Annotated in this window: 16 protein-coding genes and 1 pseudogene; 12 read left to right on the forward strand and 5 right to left on the reverse strand. The window is 54.8% G+C overall.

Going from position 1 to position 16,820, the window contains the following annotated elements:
- Positions 1-79: 79 nt before the first annotated feature.
- Positions 80-1,000 carry a 2-dehydropantoate 2-reductase gene (gene panE, locus GA565_RS01875; RefSeq protein ID WP_152197144.1) on the reverse strand — a complete coding sequence of 307 codons (921 nt, stop codon included), beginning with the start codon at positions 998-1,000 and terminating at the stop codon, positions 80-82.
- A 234-nt stretch (positions 1,001-1,234) separates the two neighbouring features.
- Here panE and GA565_RS01880 point away from each other — a divergent pair, with 234 nt between their 5' ends.
- From GA565_RS01880 to GA565_RS01925, 10 genes are all read left to right on the forward strand, one after another.
- Complete coding sequence (locus tag GA565_RS01880; protein WP_152197145.1) at positions 1,235-2,044, forward strand: N-acyl homoserine lactonase family protein; 810 nt, start codon at positions 1,235-1,237, stop codon at positions 2,042-2,044.
- Between the two features lie 45 nt (positions 2,045-2,089).
- On the forward strand, positions 2,090-2,419 hold the full coding sequence (locus tag GA565_RS01885; protein ID WP_226950892.1) for an NIPSNAP family protein: 330 nt from the start codon (positions 2,090-2,092) through the stop codon (positions 2,417-2,419).
- A gap of 41 nt (positions 2,420-2,460) precedes the next feature.
- Positions 2,461-3,348 carry an NAD(P)-dependent oxidoreductase gene (locus GA565_RS01890; RefSeq protein WP_152197146.1) on the forward strand — a complete coding sequence of 296 codons (888 nt, stop codon included), beginning with the start codon at positions 2,461-2,463 and terminating at the stop codon, positions 3,346-3,348.
- 2 nt (positions 3,349-3,350) lie between these two features.
- Positions 3,351-4,787 carry an aldehyde dehydrogenase family protein gene (locus GA565_RS01895; RefSeq protein WP_152197147.1) on the forward strand — a complete coding sequence of 479 codons (1,437 nt, stop codon included), beginning with the start codon at positions 3,351-3,353 and terminating at the stop codon, positions 4,785-4,787.
- A gap of 86 nt (positions 4,788-4,873) precedes the next feature.
- Positions 4,874-5,269, forward strand: coding sequence for a carboxymuconolactone decarboxylase family protein (locus tag GA565_RS01900; protein WP_152201271.1), 396 nt, complete (start codon positions 4,874-4,876; stop codon positions 5,267-5,269).
- A gap of 169 nt (positions 5,270-5,438) precedes the next feature.
- Entirely contained in the window at positions 5,439-6,785 is a 1,347-nt protein-coding gene (locus GA565_RS01905; RefSeq protein WP_152197148.1) for an MFS transporter, read from the forward strand.
- A 21-nt stretch (positions 6,786-6,806) separates the two neighbouring features.
- Positions 6,807-7,706 (forward strand): NAD(P)-dependent oxidoreductase, encoded by a 900-nt coding sequence (locus tag GA565_RS01910; RefSeq protein ID WP_152197149.1) that lies wholly within the window; start codon positions 6,807-6,809, stop codon positions 7,704-7,706.
- A 14-nt stretch (positions 7,707-7,720) separates the two neighbouring features.
- Positions 7,721-8,125 (forward strand): cupin domain-containing protein, encoded by a 405-nt coding sequence (locus tag GA565_RS01915; RefSeq protein ID WP_152197150.1) that lies wholly within the window; start codon positions 7,721-7,723, stop codon positions 8,123-8,125.
- Positions 8,122-8,916 (forward strand): carboxymuconolactone decarboxylase family protein, encoded by a 795-nt coding sequence (locus GA565_RS01920; RefSeq protein WP_152197151.1) that lies wholly within the window; start codon positions 8,122-8,124, stop codon positions 8,914-8,916. Before GA565_RS01915 ends, GA565_RS01920 begins: the two co-directional genes overlap by 4 nt.
- A gap of 82 nt (positions 8,917-8,998) precedes the next feature.
- The gene (locus tag GA565_RS01925) at positions 8,999-9,670 is read left to right on the forward strand and encodes a GntR family transcriptional regulator (RefSeq protein ID WP_055775820.1); all 672 of its coding nucleotides are present in this window, start codon (positions 8,999-9,001) and stop codon (positions 9,668-9,670) included.
- On the opposite strand, the gene cytX is transcribed toward GA565_RS01925, so the two are convergent.
- Both cytX and GA565_RS01935 read right to left on the reverse strand, forming a co-directional pair.
- Positions 9,667-10,932, reverse strand: coding sequence for a putative hydroxymethylpyrimidine transporter CytX (cytX, locus tag GA565_RS01930; RefSeq protein ID WP_152197152.1), 1,266 nt, complete (start codon positions 10,930-10,932; stop codon positions 9,667-9,669). The two genes, GA565_RS01925 and cytX, sit on opposite strands and share 4 nt — an antisense overlap.
- An 83-nt stretch (positions 10,933-11,015) precedes the next feature.
- Entirely contained in the window at positions 11,016-11,729 is a 714-nt protein-coding gene (locus GA565_RS01935; RefSeq protein ID WP_152197153.1) for a TetR/AcrR family transcriptional regulator, read from the reverse strand.
- Positions 11,730-11,814: 85 nt separating this feature from the next.
- On the opposite strand from GA565_RS01935, the gene GA565_RS01940 reads away from it, so the two are divergent.
- Both GA565_RS01940 and GA565_RS01945 read left to right on the forward strand, forming a co-directional pair.
- Positions 11,815-13,332, forward strand: a complete 1,518-nt coding sequence (locus GA565_RS01940) for an MDR family MFS transporter (protein WP_152197154.1) — start codon at positions 11,815-11,817, stop codon at positions 13,330-13,332.
- Between the two features lie 142 nt (positions 13,333-13,474).
- Positions 13,475-15,307, forward strand: a complete 1,833-nt coding sequence (locus tag GA565_RS01945) for an ABC transporter ATP-binding protein (RefSeq protein WP_152197155.1) — start codon at positions 13,475-13,477, stop codon at positions 15,305-15,307.
- Positions 15,308-15,314: 7 nt separating this feature from the next.
- Here GA565_RS01945 and GA565_RS01950 read toward each other — a convergent pair whose 3' ends face one another.
- Positions 15,315-16,442 carry a GNAT family N-acetyltransferase gene (locus GA565_RS01950; RefSeq protein ID WP_152197156.1) on the reverse strand — a complete coding sequence of 376 codons (1,128 nt, stop codon included), beginning with the start codon at positions 16,440-16,442 and terminating at the stop codon, positions 15,315-15,317.
- Between the two features lie 119 nt (positions 16,443-16,561).
- Positions 16,562-16,648, reverse strand: a pseudogene (locus tag GA565_RS01955) (NAD(P)H:quinone oxidoreductase); the annotation flags it as partial.
- Positions 16,649-16,820 lie beyond the last annotated feature (172 nt).

Below are 16,820 nucleotides of genomic sequence, written 5' to 3' on the forward strand. Positions count from 1 at the left end.
CGTCCCTCACAGTGAAAGCGGGGGACGTCGATATTCTGCCTTTCCCCCGCTTTAATCCTGCCCAAAATGGGTAACGGGACTATTTCTTAATACTTTCCTGATAGACCGACATATGGCTGTAGGCGGCATTGACTCGCGGCGTAGTTAATCCCGCTTTTAACGCGATCTCGACCAGATCGCCGAGGATCTGATCGGCTTCAACCGGCAGACCCTGGATCATATCGCGATACATCGAAGACGTTTGTTCGGACTCTTTTTTGGTCAATTCTTTCAGCGTATGGGCCGTGGTGTGGGCTCTTTCCTGATAACCTCCGGCGACCACGATGGAGAGAACCTCCTTAACGAAACCGGTGGCAAACTCCTCGCCGCCCGCTGCTCTTGCCACCTGACCAATATTGCCGCGCATCAGGCAGGTAATTCCACCAAGGCTCGATAAAAACAGCCATTTTTCCCACATTTCGCTGACGATCGCCTCGGAAAGACGTGCACTAAAGCCGGCGTTTTGCAATACGTCGTCGAGTTTGGCGACTCTTTCGCTACGTTGGCCGTCAACCTCACCATAGACAAGATCATGCATCGGTGTCATCTGATGAACCTGTCCCTGCTTATCAAGCGTGGCGTTGATACGGCACAGTCCTCCCAGTGCCCTATGCTTTCCAAAACGTTTTTGAATAATTTCCAAATGACGCATGCCGTTCAATACGGGCAAAATCATCGTCTGCTCGCCGACGGCGGGTGCAAACTCTTCTAACACGGCTTCGAGTGAGAAGCCTTTCACCGTCAAAATAATGACGTCGAAGGTCTCTTTCAACTCTGAGGCCAGCAACAGCTTGGGTTTTAAGGAAAAGTTGCCGTCTGGAGTCTGGATGTGCAGGCCGGACTTTTTCAGCGATTCTGCACGCTTTTCACGCACCAAAAAAGTGACGTCTCTGCCTGCCTGTACAAGGCGCCCGCCATAATATCCACCGGTTGCTCCGGCGCCGACTACCAGAATGCGCATGCTGTTTCCTTTTAAGTTATTAAAACCGTCAATGAAGCGCTGATTAAAAAATGTCGATTTATCAACATAGGTCGGCAAGCCCCGGCGCGTCAACATCAGAAGCGTAACCACTGCTTACGCACTAATTTGTATTTTGTATTATTGTGTGAGTGCAGTCACCTTTTTATCATATTGACTGATTGTATGATTGAAGCATGTTTTTTAACCATCACCAAATGGCAACGGGGAAATAGCATGTCGTCCGAGAGCGAGCAGTATCGAATTTATGCCATCAAATATGCGCACCACGATCGCATGTCGAGCGAGAACTTTATCGGCGGCGATCCTCATGATGTGCCGATGCCGCTGGATTACTTCGTGTGGGCCATTGTCGGCACCTCAGAAACGTACGTCGTCGATATGGGCTTTGACGCCGAAATGGCCAACAGGCGCGGACGCACTATCGTGCACAGCGTCGAGCAGGGATTGGGGCAGTTAGGCATCCGCGTTGCCGATGTTAAGCAGGTGGTGATCACTCACATGCACTACGACCATGCAGGGAATCACAGCCTGTTTCCACAGGCGCGATTTCACGTGCAGGACAGCGAAATGGCGTTTTGCACCGGTCGCTGTATGTGCCATCACGGCATCCGCCACGCCTTTGAAGTCGAGGACGTGAAATCAATGGTCGAAAAAATATTTGCAGGCCGCGTGCAGTTCCACGACGGCGATTCGGAGCTGGCACCAGGGATTACTTTACATCGAGTTGGAGGCCACTCAGATGGCCTGCAGGTGGTACGCGTTAACACCGCGCGTGGCTGGGTGGTGTTGGCCTCCGACGCCTCACACTACTACGCCAATATGCAGCGCAACCTGGCTTATCCTATTGTTTATAACATCGGTGACATGCTTGAAGGCTATGCCACGCTGCGCCGTCTCGCTGATTCCGATGACCATATCATTCCCGGCCACGACCCGCTGGTGCTGCAATACTATCCCGCTTTCAACGCCGACACTCAGGGTTGGATTGCGCGGGTAGACGCTGACCCGCGTCGGCCTGATTAACTTTCCTTCTGCGCATCACGCGCAGAATAACGTCGAATGGAGTAAATGATGATTGTAGAAATGCGTATCTATCACTGTGCCGCAGGTCGCTTACCGGCGTTACAGGAGCGTTTTAGAAACACCACGCTGGCATTTTTCGATAAGTACGACATCAAACAGATTGGCTTCTGGACCACCGTTATTGGCCCTAGTAATCACGCACTGACTTATCTGCTGCAGTGGGAGAGTCTGGCTGAACGCGAAGAGAAATGGAACGCCTTTCAGGCCGACCAAGAATGGCAGGCCAAGCGCAGCGCCAGTGAGGCACAGCAACCGATTGTGGAACGTATTGAGAACCACTTTTTAGCGCCTACAGACTTTTCAGCCCTTCGTTAACTTTTTACCGAAAGACGTTTTCATCCAAAAGGCCCAATGAAATGACTTCGCTTAACAAGATTGGTTTTATAGGTTTAGGAATGATGGGCACGCCGATGGTGAAATGCCTGGCCTCGGCGGGCTATACGCTATTTATTGCCGATGCAGACGCAAAGCGCGTCACTGCACTGTGCGAGTCTTTACCGGCAACGGCGCTAAGCAGTGCGAATATCGGCGAGCTGGATGTATTGATCACCATGCTGCCAAACTCGGCGATTGTTGAAAGCGTGCTGCTCGACCCCGAGGGGGGATGGGCATCAGCTTTGGCGCAGGGGGCGGTGGTGATTGATATGAGCTCCTCCGAGCCTGAACGTTCGCGCCAACTGGGCGCTACGCTGACACAATTGGAACTGCGCTATCTCGATGCCCCGGTCTCTGGCGGCGTAAAAAAAGCCAACACCGGTGAGCTTTCTATTTTAGTCGGCGGTGATGCCGCGGTGCTTGAGGCTTGTCGCCCGCTGCTGCAGGCGATGGGCAAAAGCATTCTGCACATTGGCACAGCGGGATCGGGCCATGCGGCCAAGGCGCTGAATAACTATGTCTCGGCCGCCGGTCTGATTGCTACCATCGAAGCTTTACACATTGCACAGCGCTTCGGCATTGAGCCTGCGGTAATGACCGACGTGCTCAATGCCTCCACCGGGCGCAGCAATACGTCGGAAAATAAAGTCAAACCTTTCATGCTAAGCGGTTCATTTGGCTCTGGTTTTGCCCTGCAGTTAATGAACAAAGACTTGAAGATTGCCCGCGCGCTTTCTATGTCGGTGGGCTATCCGATGAAACTTGGTGTGGCCTGCACCGATCTCTGGGACAGTGTTTCGCAGCAGGCAACACCGGCAACCGATCACACTGAAATGTATCGTTTTCTTGCTGATGAAGAGGGGAGGTAATCATGACTCACGCCTCGCAGTTTTATATTGATGGTCAATGGGTTAGTCCCATTACGCCCGCCTGGTTTGACCTGACGGATCCTTCAACCGAGCGCCAATTTGAGCGGCTTGCGATGGGCGACGCCGCCGACGTTGACCTGGCGGTGGCTGCGGCACGGCGCGCATTGCCGTCGTTTTCAGCGACTACCGCGGCCGAGCGGCTGGCTCTACTGCAGCGCATTGTCGCGGTTTATGAGCGCCGCTATGAGGAGTTTGCCGAAACGATGCGTCTTGAAATGGGTTCACCGATTACCTTTTCAAGACAGGGGCAGGCGGCGCGCGGACCTGCGCATTTGAAGGCAATGATTGAGGTGCTAAAAACCTTTCAGTTTGAGCAACAGCAGGGCACGACAAGACTGCGTCTGGAGCCGGTGGGCGTCTGCGGATTAATCACTCCGTGGAACTGGCCGGTGAACCAAATCGTGGTGAAAATTGCGCCTGCACTGGCGGCGGGCTGCACGATGGTGTTGAAACCTAGCGAATATTCACCGCTGACGGCGCTGCTGTTTGCCGAAGTGCTGGAAGAAGCCGGTGTGCCTGTGGGGGTGTTTAATCTGGTCAACGGTGATGGCCCGCGCGTGGGTGCCGCCCTTGCCGCGCATCCCGACATTGATATGGTGTCGTTTACCGGCTCAACGCGTGCAGGCATTGAAGTGGCGAAAACGGCCGCTGAAACGGTGAAACGCGTCGCGCAGGAACTGGGCGGTAAATCCGCCAATATTCTGCTCGACGACGTTAATTTACCGGACGCCGTGACCCGCGCCGTTGCGGCGTGTTTCACCAACTCCGGCCAATCTTGTTCGATTCCTACGCGCCTGCTGGTGCCGCGCGGCCTGTTACAGGATGCCGTGCAAATCGCCAAGCGGGCGGCGCTTACCTACCGTTTGGGGCCGACAGACGACCCGGCAACGCAGCTCGGGCCTCTGGTTAACCGCAACCAGTTTGAGCGGGTGCAAAAGCTGATTCAGCAGGGCATTGATGAAGGCGCTGAACTGGTGACCGGCGGCGTTGGCCGACCTGAGGGATTCACTCACGGCTATTACGTCAAGCCAACGGTGTTCAGCGCGGTAACGCCTGAAATGACGCTCGCTCAGGAAGAGATTTTTGGCCCGGTTCTATCGATTATCGCCTATGACTCCGAGCCGGAGGCTATCGCGATTGCTAACGGCACTCAATATGGTCTGGCCGCCTATGTTCAGTCTGCCTCGCAGGCGCGAGCCCAAGGTGTGGCACGTCAGCTTCGCGCCGGCAATGTGCATGTGAACTATCCTCCCGCCGATTTTCATGCGCCCTTTGGCGGTTATAAACGTTCGGGCAACGGACGCGAGTGGGGAGAGGCCGGGCTGCGTGAATACCTGGAAATTAAATCGATGGTCGGCTTTGGTCTACCGGAAGCCTGATGCGGGAGGGCAAAAAAATTTGCCTAAATTCACTGTCATACAATCATACATAAATATGTATCACGTGCGGCTAAAAGGAAACAATGATGGAAAATAATTCGAGCTTTGAGAAAGGTTTTGCCAACCGAAAAGAGGTGTTGGGCGCGGCTCACGTCGAGAAGTCGTGGTCCAACGCCGATGAGTTTAATCGCCCGATGCAAAAGCTGGTGACCGAGTACTGTTGGGGCGACATTTGGGGCGATCCTACGCTGTCGTTTAAAACCCGCAGCATGCTCAATATTGCCATGCTCACTGCGATGAGCCAGCACCATGAGCTGTCGGTACACGTCAGAGGAGCATTAAACAACGGCGTCAGCAAAGAGGAGATCCGCGCAGTGCTGATGCAGGCGGGTGTTTACTGCGGTGCGCCGCTGGCCTTGGCAGCATTTCGCGTGGCAAGTGAGGCTATCAAAGCCTGGGAGGAGGAGAAAGCCAAAGCGTGATGTTTCGGGCATAAGCACTTTATTTAGCCAACACCGGCAGTCAGCTGAGGGGGCATAAGTCTCGTCAGCAAACGTCTTACCTGCATTGCCTGCCCGTCTGGCTCACGCCCGACGGTTCCCTACACACGCATCCATAAGAGATGCGGCAATAAAGAGACTGGAGACTGAAATGGAAACTCTGACCGCACAAGTCGGCGCCCATCGCGCCGAAAGCGAGCAATCCATTGATGTAAAAAGGAAGAGTGCGATTAAAGGCGCTTTCTTTTCTGAATACATCGATATGTTTGATATTTACCTGCCGGTGGTCGCTCTCTCGCCGGTGCTGTTTTACTTCCAGCCGCCCAATCTATCAAGCGGTACTGAGACCATTCTCGCCTCGCTGGTGTTTATCACCACACTGCTCGGAAGACCGCTGGGTGCGCTGCTATTTGGCATCATGGCTGACAGCATCGGGCGGCGCAAAGCGTCTATTTATTCGGTCTCCGGCTTTGGGGTGGTGACGCTGCTGATAGCCTGCTTGCCGGGCTATCAGACCCTCGGAATTGGTGCTTACGTGTTGCTGGTGCTACTGCGCTTTATCGACGGGATTTTTCTCGGCGGGGGCTACACCGGTGCGATGCCGCTGGCGATTGAATACTCGAAAAAACATCAGCGGGGATTCGTCGGTGGCTTGATTATCAGCGGATTCCCGGCCGCCTACGTCAGCATCAATCTGGTCACTATGCTGGTGTTCTTCCTGTTTCCACTTAATGGGCTGAATTCACCCTATGTGCAATGGGGCTGGCGTATACCCTTTATCATCGGCGGCGTACTGGCGGCCTTTTTAGCGCTTTATTATATATTTAAGGTCAAGGAATCGGAAATTTGGGAAAGCGAAACCGGCGGTGAAAAGCGCGAAAAACTGGCGTTAACCGATCTGCTGCGTGGCAAAAGTGGGCGTAACCTGCTGCAGGTATTGCTGATGATGAGTGGTTTCTGGCTGACGCAAAATATTATCACCATCTATCTGCCGACCGGCCTGCTGGTGCATACCCTGCACCTCAGCGGTTTTGAGATGACCTCGACACTGCTTATCACCTACTGCGTACTGTTTTTCAGCTACATCGGCTCAGGCATGCTGGGCCAGAAAATTGGCCGCCGACGCTTTTTCCTGATTGCCGGTCCGCTGATTGCCGTGCTGGGGTCGGCGCTGCTCTATGTGCTGACCACCGTTCCCGGCCTGTCGCTGGGCACCATTATGCTGCTGGTGGGCGTATTGGCCGTGCTGGTGACCTCACCGTGGGGCGTGATCGTGACTTACATCAACGAGCGTTTCGTTACTGATGTGCGCGCCACCGGCTTTGGCATGGGCTTTAGCCTGTCGGTCATTATTCCCTCTTTCTATGCGTTTTATATGGATTGGCTCAGCGCGCTGATGCCGCTGGCACTGACTTCGGTGGTGCTGCTGGCGCTGGGCGCGGTGATAGGTACCCTCGGTGCCTATATGGGACCAGAAACCAAAGACGTCGATTTTTAAACTATTTATGGAGAGTCCCTGATGAATACCGAGCGTATTGGATTTATAGGTTTGGGAAATATGGGCGGGCGCATGACGCGTTGCCTGGTTGATGCCGGAATAAACGTGCTGGGTTTTGACCCCGTGGCAGAACGCGCCGCCGCCGCGGGTGCCAGCGCTGCCGCGTCGTTGGCCGATGTGATGGGTTATGCCGACGTTGTCATGCTCTCGCTGCCCGACAGCAAGGTGGTGGAGTCGGTGGTTGAGAGCGAAAATGGCATTCTGGCGCACTGCCATCGCGGGCAAACGGTGATTGATCTCAGCACCGCCGCTGCCAGCTCGACCGTTCGCCTGCACGGCCTGTTTGCCGCCAAAGGCGTCTTCTACATCGACGCCGGTATTTCGGGCGGTGCCGCCGCGGCTGAAAAAGGGGCCTTAACGTTGATGGTGGGCGGTGACGCGCAGGCGATAGACGCCATAGAGTGGGCTTTCAAGCCGATTGCTGCCAAGGTCATTGCAATGGGCGGCAGCGGCAGCGGGCACACCACCAAGCTGCTGAACAATTTCCTCAACGCCGTGAGCCTCGCCGCCACCGCCGAAGTGATGGTGGCTGGGAAAAAAGCCGGGCTGGACCTGCACCGCCTGCTCGACGTACTTAACAGCAGCAGCGGGGTCAACTTCGCCACTCTGAATCGTTTCCCCAAAATTGTTGACGGCGATTACCTCGAAGGCGGCCTGACGGGCAAGCTGATGACCAAAGACGTGGCGCTTTACGTCGACCGCGTGCGCGAGCTGGGCGTGGTGTCGCTCAATGCGTCGGGTCCACTGGCGAGCTTTGGCCTGGCCACCTCGCTCGGCTACGGCGATGTCATCAGCAATCGGGTGGTTGACGCGATTGGCGACGTGTCCGGCGGTGTTCGCCTGCATGATAAATCAAACTAAATGGGAGAAGGGCAATGAAAGTATTTCGTGGCAGGGCTGAAGGGGTGATTTCAGAGCAGCGCAGCAGCACCTTTAGCGGAGAAGTCTGGGGCGATCCGGTGATGCCAACCACCGATGACGTGACCATCAATAGCGTATTTTTCGCCCCCGGCGGGCGCACTTACTGGCATACCCATCAGCAGGGACAAATCCTGCAGGTGGTGTCGGGCAGCGGTTGGGTCTGCGTCGACGGTGAGCCACCCCAAGCCATACGCCAGGGCGACACGGTATGGATACCGGCGGACGAGCGTCACTGGCACGGAGCCGGTAAAGACAGTTTTATGCTGCATACCGCGACATCGCTTGGCAAGACTGTGTGGCAGGAAGAAGTCGCGGAGGAGGTGTATCAGCGGGCAATAAAAGGAGGGAATGCGTCATGAATCTTACTCAACAGCAGCAACAGGTTAAGGCGGCATTTATTCAGCAACATCAAACCTGGGACGCACAGTGGGAAAGCCTGCTACGTCAAGATGCTGACTTTGTCGCCGGGTATCTTAAATTTTCTGCGGTACCGTGGAAGAAAAATTATCTTGAAAACAAGGTGAAAGCGTTTGTGGCGCTGAGTGCCAGCGTGGCCTCGACGCACATTTATCTGCCCGGTATTGCGCAGCATTTACGCGCTGCGGTGGCGTTTGGTGCCACACAGCAGGAGCTGACTGAGGTGCTGGAGTTGACCAGCACGCTCGGCATTCACGCCGCGAATATCGGCGTGCCGCTGCTGCTTGAGGTGCTGGAAGAAGAAGGGCTGCGTCACGGACCCGAGCCGCTTGATGCCCGGCGGGAAACGCTGAAACAGGCATTTGTCGACAATCGTGGCTATTGGCATGCCTCTTGGGACGGGCTGCTGGAGCTGGACCCCGAACTGTTTGAAGCCTATATAGAATTCTCATCGGTACCTTGGCGTACCGGCGTGTTGGCACCCAAGATAAAAGAGCTGATTTACTGCGCTTTCGACGCCTCGGCGACCCATCTTTATCAGCAGGGGCTTAAGCTACACATGCGCAACGCCATTAATTATGGTGCCACTAAAGAGGAAATAATGGAGGTGCTGGAGATTGTCAGCGTGATTGGTATTCACGGCGCGGCGGTGGCGGCTCCCTTGGTTGAACAGGCGCTGGCGCAGGCGCAGGCTGCGCTCTTTACGCCAGCGGCCCATTCCCAGGCGTCGTGAGGGTTAAAAGATAGGCATCGCTTTTCACCAGACAGGCCGCTATGATGAGGGTAACTTAAATTTGTCGGACAGGAATACAATCATGTCTTCAGATATCGGCCTGGTGCGGCCTGAAACGCTGCGTTTTCAGGTAGAAAATGCGTTACGACAAGCGATCATTAACGGCCGATTTGTCCCCGGAGAGAGGTTGATTGAGCGCGAACTTTGCGAAACGCTGGGTGTGAGCCGCACGTCAATCCGTGAAGCTTTGCGCAAGCTCGAAGCCGAAAAGCTGGTGGATATTGTTCCGCATAAAGGTCCGATCGTTGCCACCATTTCGGTGAAAGAGGCGACGGACCTCTATGCGCTGCGCGGCCTGCTGGAAGGCTTTGTCGCACGCGAGTTTTCGCAGTGCGCCAGCGATGCCGATATAGCTAAGTTTGGCGCTGCCGCCCAGGCGCTGCGTAAAGCTGGACTGGCGCAGGATCAGGCCAGTGTGTTGCAGGCCAAAAATGCGCTTTACGGCATCATGCTTGAGCGCTGCGGCAACGAGCTGGTCAAAGAAGCGCTGACCAGCCTGCATTCGCGGGTCAATTTGCTGCGGGCCACCTCGCTGATGCACCCCGACCGCCTGCCTCATAGCCTGCAAGAGATTGACTCTTTGTATCAGGCAATCAAGGCGCGCGACGGTGACGGCGCAGAAAAGGCCGCGCGATTGCATGTGGCCAATGCGCAGACCGTTGCGCTGCAAATGCTCAGTAAGGCCGAGTCCTAGGCTCGGCGTTTACTGAGTAAGCGACAAAACAGTGCGGCGACCAGCAGTGAGGGCACCGTTGCGCCAAGATTTGGGTAAAATTGTGCAATCAAATGATAGGTCACGATGCCGATAACCCAGGCGCTCAGCGCTCGCCAGTTCATATTGCTTTCAGCGGGCTGGCGATGGCGCAGAATGAAATAGTGCATTAGCACTACCCCAAACAACGGAGCGAAAACCGATCCTATCAGCAGCAGGAAGTTCTCGTATCTGTCGAGCGGAATACCCCAGGCAATCAGTGTACAAATCAGGCCCACTCCCCAACTGAGCTTGCCGATGCTGATACTTTTAGGAAGCAGCGTAGCACCAGAAAGCGCCGCCGAGTGAATGTCGGCAAACGTATTTTCGTGTTCATCAACCAAAATAAGCAGCAGCGGAATACCCAGCGCCACGCCGGAGAGTGCCAGCAATAATGCATTACTGTCTGCCGAGCTGACAAATGCCAGCGTGTAGGCGGCACCCAGCGCCATCATCCACAGGCTGCCGAGGAAAAACCCGCAGGCGGTGCCCAGGAAGTTCTGCCGTGAGGATTTGCCAAAGCGCGTGTAGTCAGACACCAGCGGCAACCAGGACAGCGCCATTGACACCACAATGTCGCAGGCCAGCGCAAACGGCATGCTGCCGTCCCCGGCCTTGTGCCACAGCGTACTCAGCGACGCGTGCTGGAACAAATTCACGGTCAACCAGATACAACTGCCTATCAGCAACCAAATCCCCCAGCGACGCAGCACCACGCGGATAAACGCCAGCGGCCCGCACACCGCCAGCAGCGTAGCGACAAAACCAAAAATCAGGGTCCACAGCGTAGGATTAGCCCAGAAGCTTTGTGCGCCCCAGGCCTGCTTGGCCAATAGACTGGCGGCGTCGCGCATGACCACAATCTCAAAGGCACCCCAGCCGATTAGCTGCAAGATATTAAACAGCGCGGGCAGGGCGATGCCTTTTTTTCCCAGACTTAGCGTGAGTGAGGACATCGACGACAGGCCCGTTTGTCCGCCAATCACCCCAACCAGAGCGAGCAGTATTACGCCAACCAGCGTGCCGGTAAAAATCGCCAACAGTGATCCTGCCATCCCCAGTCCGGGAGCCAAAATGGCACCGGCCTGCAGTACCATCAGCCCCATTCCCAGAGAGAACCAGAGTGAAAATAAGTCACGCCAGCCCAGCACGCGGGTTTCGGCAGATACGGGCCGGGCTGGCGTGTAAATACTATTGTTTTTCATGTGGTTAATGCCATTATCATGCAGAGCGCATTTTATAGCACACTCTTTGTGCCAGAGTGATGACAAGCGCACTTTTTGGTCAGCTACTCTTTTTTTGCGGGCTGCGGGCCAAGTCCACCAAGCAACAGCGCCACGACGTGTTTGGCTAAATGTGTCGTATCTGGCCGCTTACCTGACGCCCCCTTGGACACGCGCGACGAGGCAATCGGGAAAAAAGTCAGTCCAAACAGTGTGAAGATAATTAAATCAGGGTTTAAATCGGCGTTAAGTTTTCCCTCCTCCTGCCAGCGGGCAAGGCAGCGCAGCGATTCGTTACGCCGGTTGTCACCGTAGCGCTGGTCCATGCGCTGCTTAAGCAGGCCGCTTTCGCTCATAATTTCCCGCACCCACAGGGGGGCAAACCAGGCGTGTTCGACCGAGATGGCAATAAACTGCTCGGCCAGTTGGGTAATTGCCGCAACCGGATCGTGGGAAGAGTCCTGAAACAGGTTGCTGAAGGAGGCGCGTATTGGCATAAAACGCTCCTCAATCAGTACGTCGAGCAGTTGCTCGCGGGTATTAAAATAGTAATGAAGCATCGCAGGAGTGACACCGGCTTCGCGGGCAATCGCGGTCAGCGGTGTATCGGCAATTCCCTTGCGAGCAAACATCTCCAGCGCAGTTTCCAGCAGCAGTGCGCGGCGTTCCGCACCTTTTGCTACACCTCTAGGTCGCCCTGGTCGACGGGGTAAAGTCGCTGATTTTTCAGACAATGGGTCCTGTTGCTGCAAGATTTTTTCAGATTCTTTACTGTTCATGATGTCATCGTACCCATTGACCGGAAGGGAAGTAAACTCATATATTAATTACCTAGTTAATTAATATCAAGGCAAGTTAGCCTCTATGGCCACCCAAAATCAACTCAACGCTGAAAGTGTAGAGCAGGTTACTCACGCTGCGCCGTCCATTCGCTTACTGTTTTCGGCACTGCTGCTGGTAATGCTGCTGGCCGCACTTGACCAAACCATTGTCTCTACCGCGCTGCCCACGATAGTCGGTGAGCTGGGCGGACTGGAAAAACTCTCGTGGGTGGTCACTGCCTACATGCTTTCTTCCACCATTGTGGTACCACTTTATGGCAAGTTTGGCGATTTGTTTGGCCGTAAAAGGGTGCTGCAGATCGCCATCGTGCTGTTTCTGCTCGGCTCTGCACTTTGTGGACTGGCGCAAAATATGACCGAGCTTATCCTGATGCGCGCGCTGCAGGGTCTGGGCGGCGGCGGGTTGATGGTTATCAGCATGGCGGCGGTGGCCGACGTCATTCCGCCTGCCGATCGCGGTCGCTATCAGGGACTCTTCGGCGGCGTGTTCGGCCTGGCAACCGTAGTGGGGCCGCTGATTGGCGGTTTTCTGGTGCAGCATTTTTCCTGGCGCTGGATATTTTATATTAACCTGCCGCTTGGCCTGTTTGCGCTGGGGGTTATTGGCGCGGTATTCCAGCCGCACGTGGCTAAAATCAGACGTGAAATCGACTATCTCGGCGCTATTTATCTGGCTGCCGCGCTGACCTGTATCATTTTGTTTACCAGTGAAGGCGGCACGGTGATGGCCTGGGATTCGGGTCAGCTGTGGTGCATTTTAGCTTTTGGCCTGGTCTGCCTCGGCGGGTTTATTTATGAGGAGCGGCTGGCGATTGAGCCGATTATCCCGCTCGCACTTTTCCGCCAACGGACCTTTGTACTCAGCTGCCTGATAGGTTTTATTATCGGTATGGCGCTGCTGGGTTCCGTGACTTTCCTGCCGCTTTATCTGCAGGTGGTAAAAGGGTCGACGCCGTCGCAGGCGGGTATGCAGCTGCTGCCGTTGATGGGATGTCTGCTGATGACCTCAATAATCAGTGGGCGGATTATCAGCAAAGTCGGGAAATACCGCCTCTTCCCGATTATCGGGACCTTTTTGGCGCTGGTGGCGATGCTGCTGCTCGGCATGAGGCTGACAAACGCCACCCCGTTGCACATGCTCTATGCCTATATCGCGCTGCTCGGCGCCGGTCTGGGGCTGGTGATGCAGGTTTTGGTGCTGGCGGCGCAAAACAGCGTTGAGCCGCAGCAGGTTGGCGTAGCGACGTCCAGCACCACACTGTTCCGATCCATCGGCAGTTCGGTGGGCGTTGCAGTATTTGGTGCGATTTTTACTCATTCTTTGCAAAGCGGGTTGATGGCTTCAATACCGGACGGCACCCAACTGCCACGGGCGATGAGTGCAGCAAGTATTCACCAGCTGCCGGAGGCGATACGTACTGACTATCTCGAGGCGTTTGGTGGGGCAATTCACCAGGTTTATCAGATTGCTGCCTGCGTAATGGCGGTGGCTTTCCTGCTTTCACTGTTTATGAAAAATTACCCGTTACGCAAAAAGTGATCGCACTTTGTGAATGAATTGGGCGGAAATTATTCATCAAAATCAACTAAGCTGAGTATCTTAACGTTTTTTCTTGTTTGGACTGGAGCAGGACCGCTCCGGATGCCCATATTTGAATAACAGCAGGATATGAGAGGCTCGTATGTTGTACCGTCGATTTGAACGGTTGATTGATATTTTCAAAGCGCCTCCCAGTGAGGCAACGCCCGATAAAGTCTGGCCTTTCTACTTTTACTATCTGCGTCAGGTGTGGCCGAGCTTTACCGCGTTGTTGGTGGTGGGTCTGATTGGCTCACTGATTGAAGTGTCGCTGTTTAGCTATCTCAGTACCATTATCGACCTGACCCGTGATACGCCCTCCGCCAGCTTCTTTAGCGATCACGCGGGAGAACTGCTGTGGATGGCGGCGGTTGCACTGATTATGCGACCGATATTTATCTGCCTGCATGATCTGTTGGTGCACCAAAGCATCAGCCCTGGCATGACCAGCATGATCCGTTGGCAGAACCATAACTATGTGCTGCGCCAAAGTGTGAATTTTTTCCAGAATGATTTTGCCGGGCGCATTGCTCAACGCATTATGCAAACCGGTAGTTCACTGCGAGATTCGGCGGTGCAGGCAGTCGATGCCATCTGGCACGTGGTAATTTATGCGGCCAGTGCGCTGTTTCTTTTTGCCGAAGCCGACTGGCATTTGATGATCCCGCTTACCGTCTGGATTGTGCTCTACAGCCTGTCTCTGTGGTATTTCGTGCCGCGGGTGAAGGCACGTTCGGTGGTCTCTTCGGAGGCGCGTTCCAAGCTGATGGGCACCATTGTTGATGGTTATACCAACATCACCACCCTCAAACTTTTTGCGCATACCGACCTCGAGCAAAAATATGCGCGCGAGGCGATTACCGAGCAGACCGAGAAAACCCAGCTGGCGAGTCGCCTGGTGACTAGCATGGATTTTACTATCACCGTGTTAAACGGGGTGCTGATTGTGAGCACTACCGGACTGGCACTGTGGTTGTGGACGCAGTCGTTGATTAGCGTCGGGGCTATTGCCTTGGCGACAGGGCTGGTTATTCGTATCGTCAGTATGTCGGGCTGGATCATGTGGGTGGTCAACGGTATTTTTGAAAATATCGGCATGGTGCAGGACGGCCTGCAGACTATCGCGCAGCCGGTCAGCGTGACCGACAAACCTCAGGCACCGGCGCTGAAAGTCAGTCAGGGTACGATTCGTTTTGACCATGTTAACTTCAACTATGGAAAAAGCCGCAGTGTGATTAATGGGTTGGATTTGACGATTCGCCCCGGTGAGAAGATTGGCCTGATTGGGCCTTCGGGTGCCGGCAAGTCAACGATGGTGAACCTGTTGCTCCGGCTTTATGACCTCGACGGTGGCCGAATTTTGATTGACGATCAGGACATTTCTCAGGTCACGCAGGAGAGTCTGCGCGCGCAAATCGGCATGATAACGCAGGACACTTCGCTGCTGCACCGCTCGATTCGCGATAACCTGCTTTATGGTCGGCCGGGTGCCAGCGACGAAGAGCTGGTCAATGCTATCCGTCAGGCGCGCGCCGACGAGTTTATTCCCGAGCTTTCAGACCCGCAGGGGCGAAGGGGGCTGGACGCGCACGTAGGCGAACGTGGGGTGAAACTCTCTGGCGGACAGCGCCAGCGTATCGCCATTGCGCGCGTGCTGCTGAAAAACGCGCCGATCCTGATTATGGACGAAGCGACCTCGGCATTAGACTCAGAGGTGGAAGCGGCGATTCAGGAGAGTTTAGAAACCCTGATGACCCACAAAACGGTCATTGCTATCGCGCACCGACTGTCAACCATCGCCAAAATGGACCGGCTGGTGGTGCTCGACCAAGGGCAAATTGTTGAAATTGGCAGTCACGGCGAACTGCTGGCCAAAAAAGGCCTGTATGCCCGACTGTGGCAGCATCAGACCGGTGGTTTTGTGGGTATGGACTGAGTAAATCTCAGGCCTGTTCCTGCCGATAAGGCAGCGCGTCGCGGGCTTCAATAGCCCAGGCGCGCACGCCGTCTCGCTCCTGTTGCAAAAAATCTTCCACCGCACTGCGCAAACCTGGATGACGCAAATAATGCCATGAGTCGGTTAATACTGGCTCAAATCCACGAATTAGCTTATGTTCGCCCTGTGCACCGGCGTCAAAACGTGCAAGACCTTTGGCAATTGCATAATCCATCCCCTGATAAAAACAGGTCTCAAAGTGCAGCCGGTCGAATTCGGCCAGGCAGCCCCAGTAGCGGCCATAGAAGGTGTCGCCACTGACCAGACTCAGCGCCATTGCCACCGGACGGCCCAGCTGTTCGGCCATCACCACCTGAACAGTTTCGGGCATCCGTTCGGCCAGCAGGCTGAAAAAGTCACGCGTCAGGTAAGGTGAACGACCGCGAACGTCGTAGGTATTGGCATAACAGGCATAGATAAAATCCCACTGCGCCTCAGTAATCTGCGCGCCTTCAAGCCATTGGAATTCAATGCCCTGCGCGACCACCTGTTCGCGCTCTTTGCGCATCTGCTTGCGTTTGCGCGAGGTCAGCGTGTCGAGAAAATCCTGAAAATCGCGATAGCCGCGGTTGTGCCAGTGATACTGGCATCCCAGCCGATGCAGCCATTCGCTTTGCTCGCTAACCAGCTGATTATCACGCGGGTCGGTAAAGTTGATGTGTGCACTGGAGAGACCTTGCTGCTGCAGATACTCGGGTAACGCCCGGAGAAGTTGCTGTGCTACTTCGGGCGCGCCGAGCAGACGCCTTCCGCCAACCGGGCTAAACGGTGCCGCACCGAGCCATTTCGGGTAATAGGGAATGCGGGCGCGGTGACAGGCATCGGCCCAGGCGTGGTCAAATACGTATTCGCCGGAGGAGTTCGATTTGCGATAGCCGGGAACGGCCGCCAGCGTTTTGCCATCCTGTTGCCACAGTAAGTGTTCACTTTGCCAGCCCGAATCGGGGCCAAGCGAACCGCTGTCTTCCAGTGCGGTTAAAAAAGCGTGACGCAGAAAAGGCTGTCCGGCAGGGACCAACGCATCCCACTCTTCGGCGGGCAAATCGCCAAGACAGGCAAGGGACGTTAACGACATAGGTTTTTCCCGAAGAAGTGCTAGAAGAAGTTCTCCCTGATAATGACACCTGCGCGAAAAATTAAAAAGTCGGACGCTAAGGCAATCTGGCTTTTTGATGATGGGAGGGGTTACCGTGTTATCAGTTTTGCACCTTCTGCAACACTCTGCGCCATGGTTTCGATGTGACCATACATTGAATGGTAAAGTACTAAAACTTTAATCATTTTTGGTTCTTCTTTCAGGGTTTCAGGTGTCGAATCATTACCCAATAACCTTGCGAAGAATTGACTCAGTAATCCCACGTCACCCTCCACAACTTTGGACAGTTGATGAGTGAAAGATTACATCCTCGGCGCATATTGGTTACTTAACAATCCCAAACTTTTGATGGGTTCG

The organism is Rouxiella sp. S1S-2, from assembly GCF_009208105.1.
Classification (GTDB): domain Bacteria; phylum Pseudomonadota; class Gammaproteobacteria; order Enterobacterales; family Enterobacteriaceae; genus Rouxiella.

Excerpts from the sequence above, each read along its gene's own strand:
- panE (WP_152197144.1), bottom strand. The coding sequence starts at position 1,000 with ATGCGCATTCTGGTAGTCGGCGCCGGAGCAACCGGTGGATATTATGGC.
- GA565_RS01880 (WP_152197145.1), top strand. The coding sequence starts at position 1,235 with ATGTCGTCCGAGAGCGAGCAGTATCGAATTTATGCCATCAAATATGCG.
- GA565_RS01885 (WP_226950892.1), top strand. The coding sequence starts at position 2,090 with ATGATGATTGTAGAAATGCGTATCTATCACTGTGCCGCAGGTCGCTTA.
- GA565_RS01890 (WP_152197146.1), top strand. The coding sequence starts at position 2,461 with ATGACTTCGCTTAACAAGATTGGTTTTATAGGTTTAGGAATGATGGGC.
- GA565_RS01895 (WP_152197147.1), top strand. The coding sequence starts at position 3,351 with ATGACTCACGCCTCGCAGTTTTATATTGATGGTCAATGGGTTAGTCCC.
- GA565_RS01900 (WP_152201271.1), top strand. The coding sequence starts at position 4,874 with ATGGAAAATAATTCGAGCTTTGAGAAAGGTTTTGCCAACCGAAAAGAG.
- GA565_RS01905 (WP_152197148.1), top strand. The coding sequence starts at position 5,439 with ATGGAAACTCTGACCGCACAAGTCGGCGCCCATCGCGCCGAAAGCGAG.
- GA565_RS01910 (WP_152197149.1), top strand. The coding sequence starts at position 6,807 with ATGAATACCGAGCGTATTGGATTTATAGGTTTGGGAAATATGGGCGGG.
- GA565_RS01915 (WP_152197150.1), top strand. The coding sequence starts at position 7,721 with ATGAAAGTATTTCGTGGCAGGGCTGAAGGGGTGATTTCAGAGCAGCGC.
- GA565_RS01920 (WP_152197151.1), top strand. The coding sequence starts at position 8,122 with ATGAATCTTACTCAACAGCAGCAACAGGTTAAGGCGGCATTTATTCAG.
- GA565_RS01925 (WP_055775820.1), top strand. The coding sequence starts at position 8,999 with ATGTCTTCAGATATCGGCCTGGTGCGGCCTGAAACGCTGCGTTTTCAG.
- cytX (WP_152197152.1), bottom strand. The coding sequence starts at position 10,932 with ATGAAAAACAATAGTATTTACACGCCAGCCCGGCCCGTATCTGCCGAA.
- GA565_RS01935 (WP_152197153.1), bottom strand. The coding sequence starts at position 11,729 with ATGAACAGTAAAGAATCTGAAAAAATCTTGCAGCAACAGGACCCATTG.
- GA565_RS01940 (WP_152197154.1), top strand. The coding sequence starts at position 11,815 with ATGGCCACCCAAAATCAACTCAACGCTGAAAGTGTAGAGCAGGTTACT.
- GA565_RS01945 (WP_152197155.1), top strand. The coding sequence starts at position 13,475 with ATGTTGTACCGTCGATTTGAACGGTTGATTGATATTTTCAAAGCGCCT.
- GA565_RS01950 (WP_152197156.1), bottom strand. The coding sequence starts at position 16,442 with ATGTCGTTAACGTCCCTTGCCTGTCTTGGCGATTTGCCCGCCGAAGAG.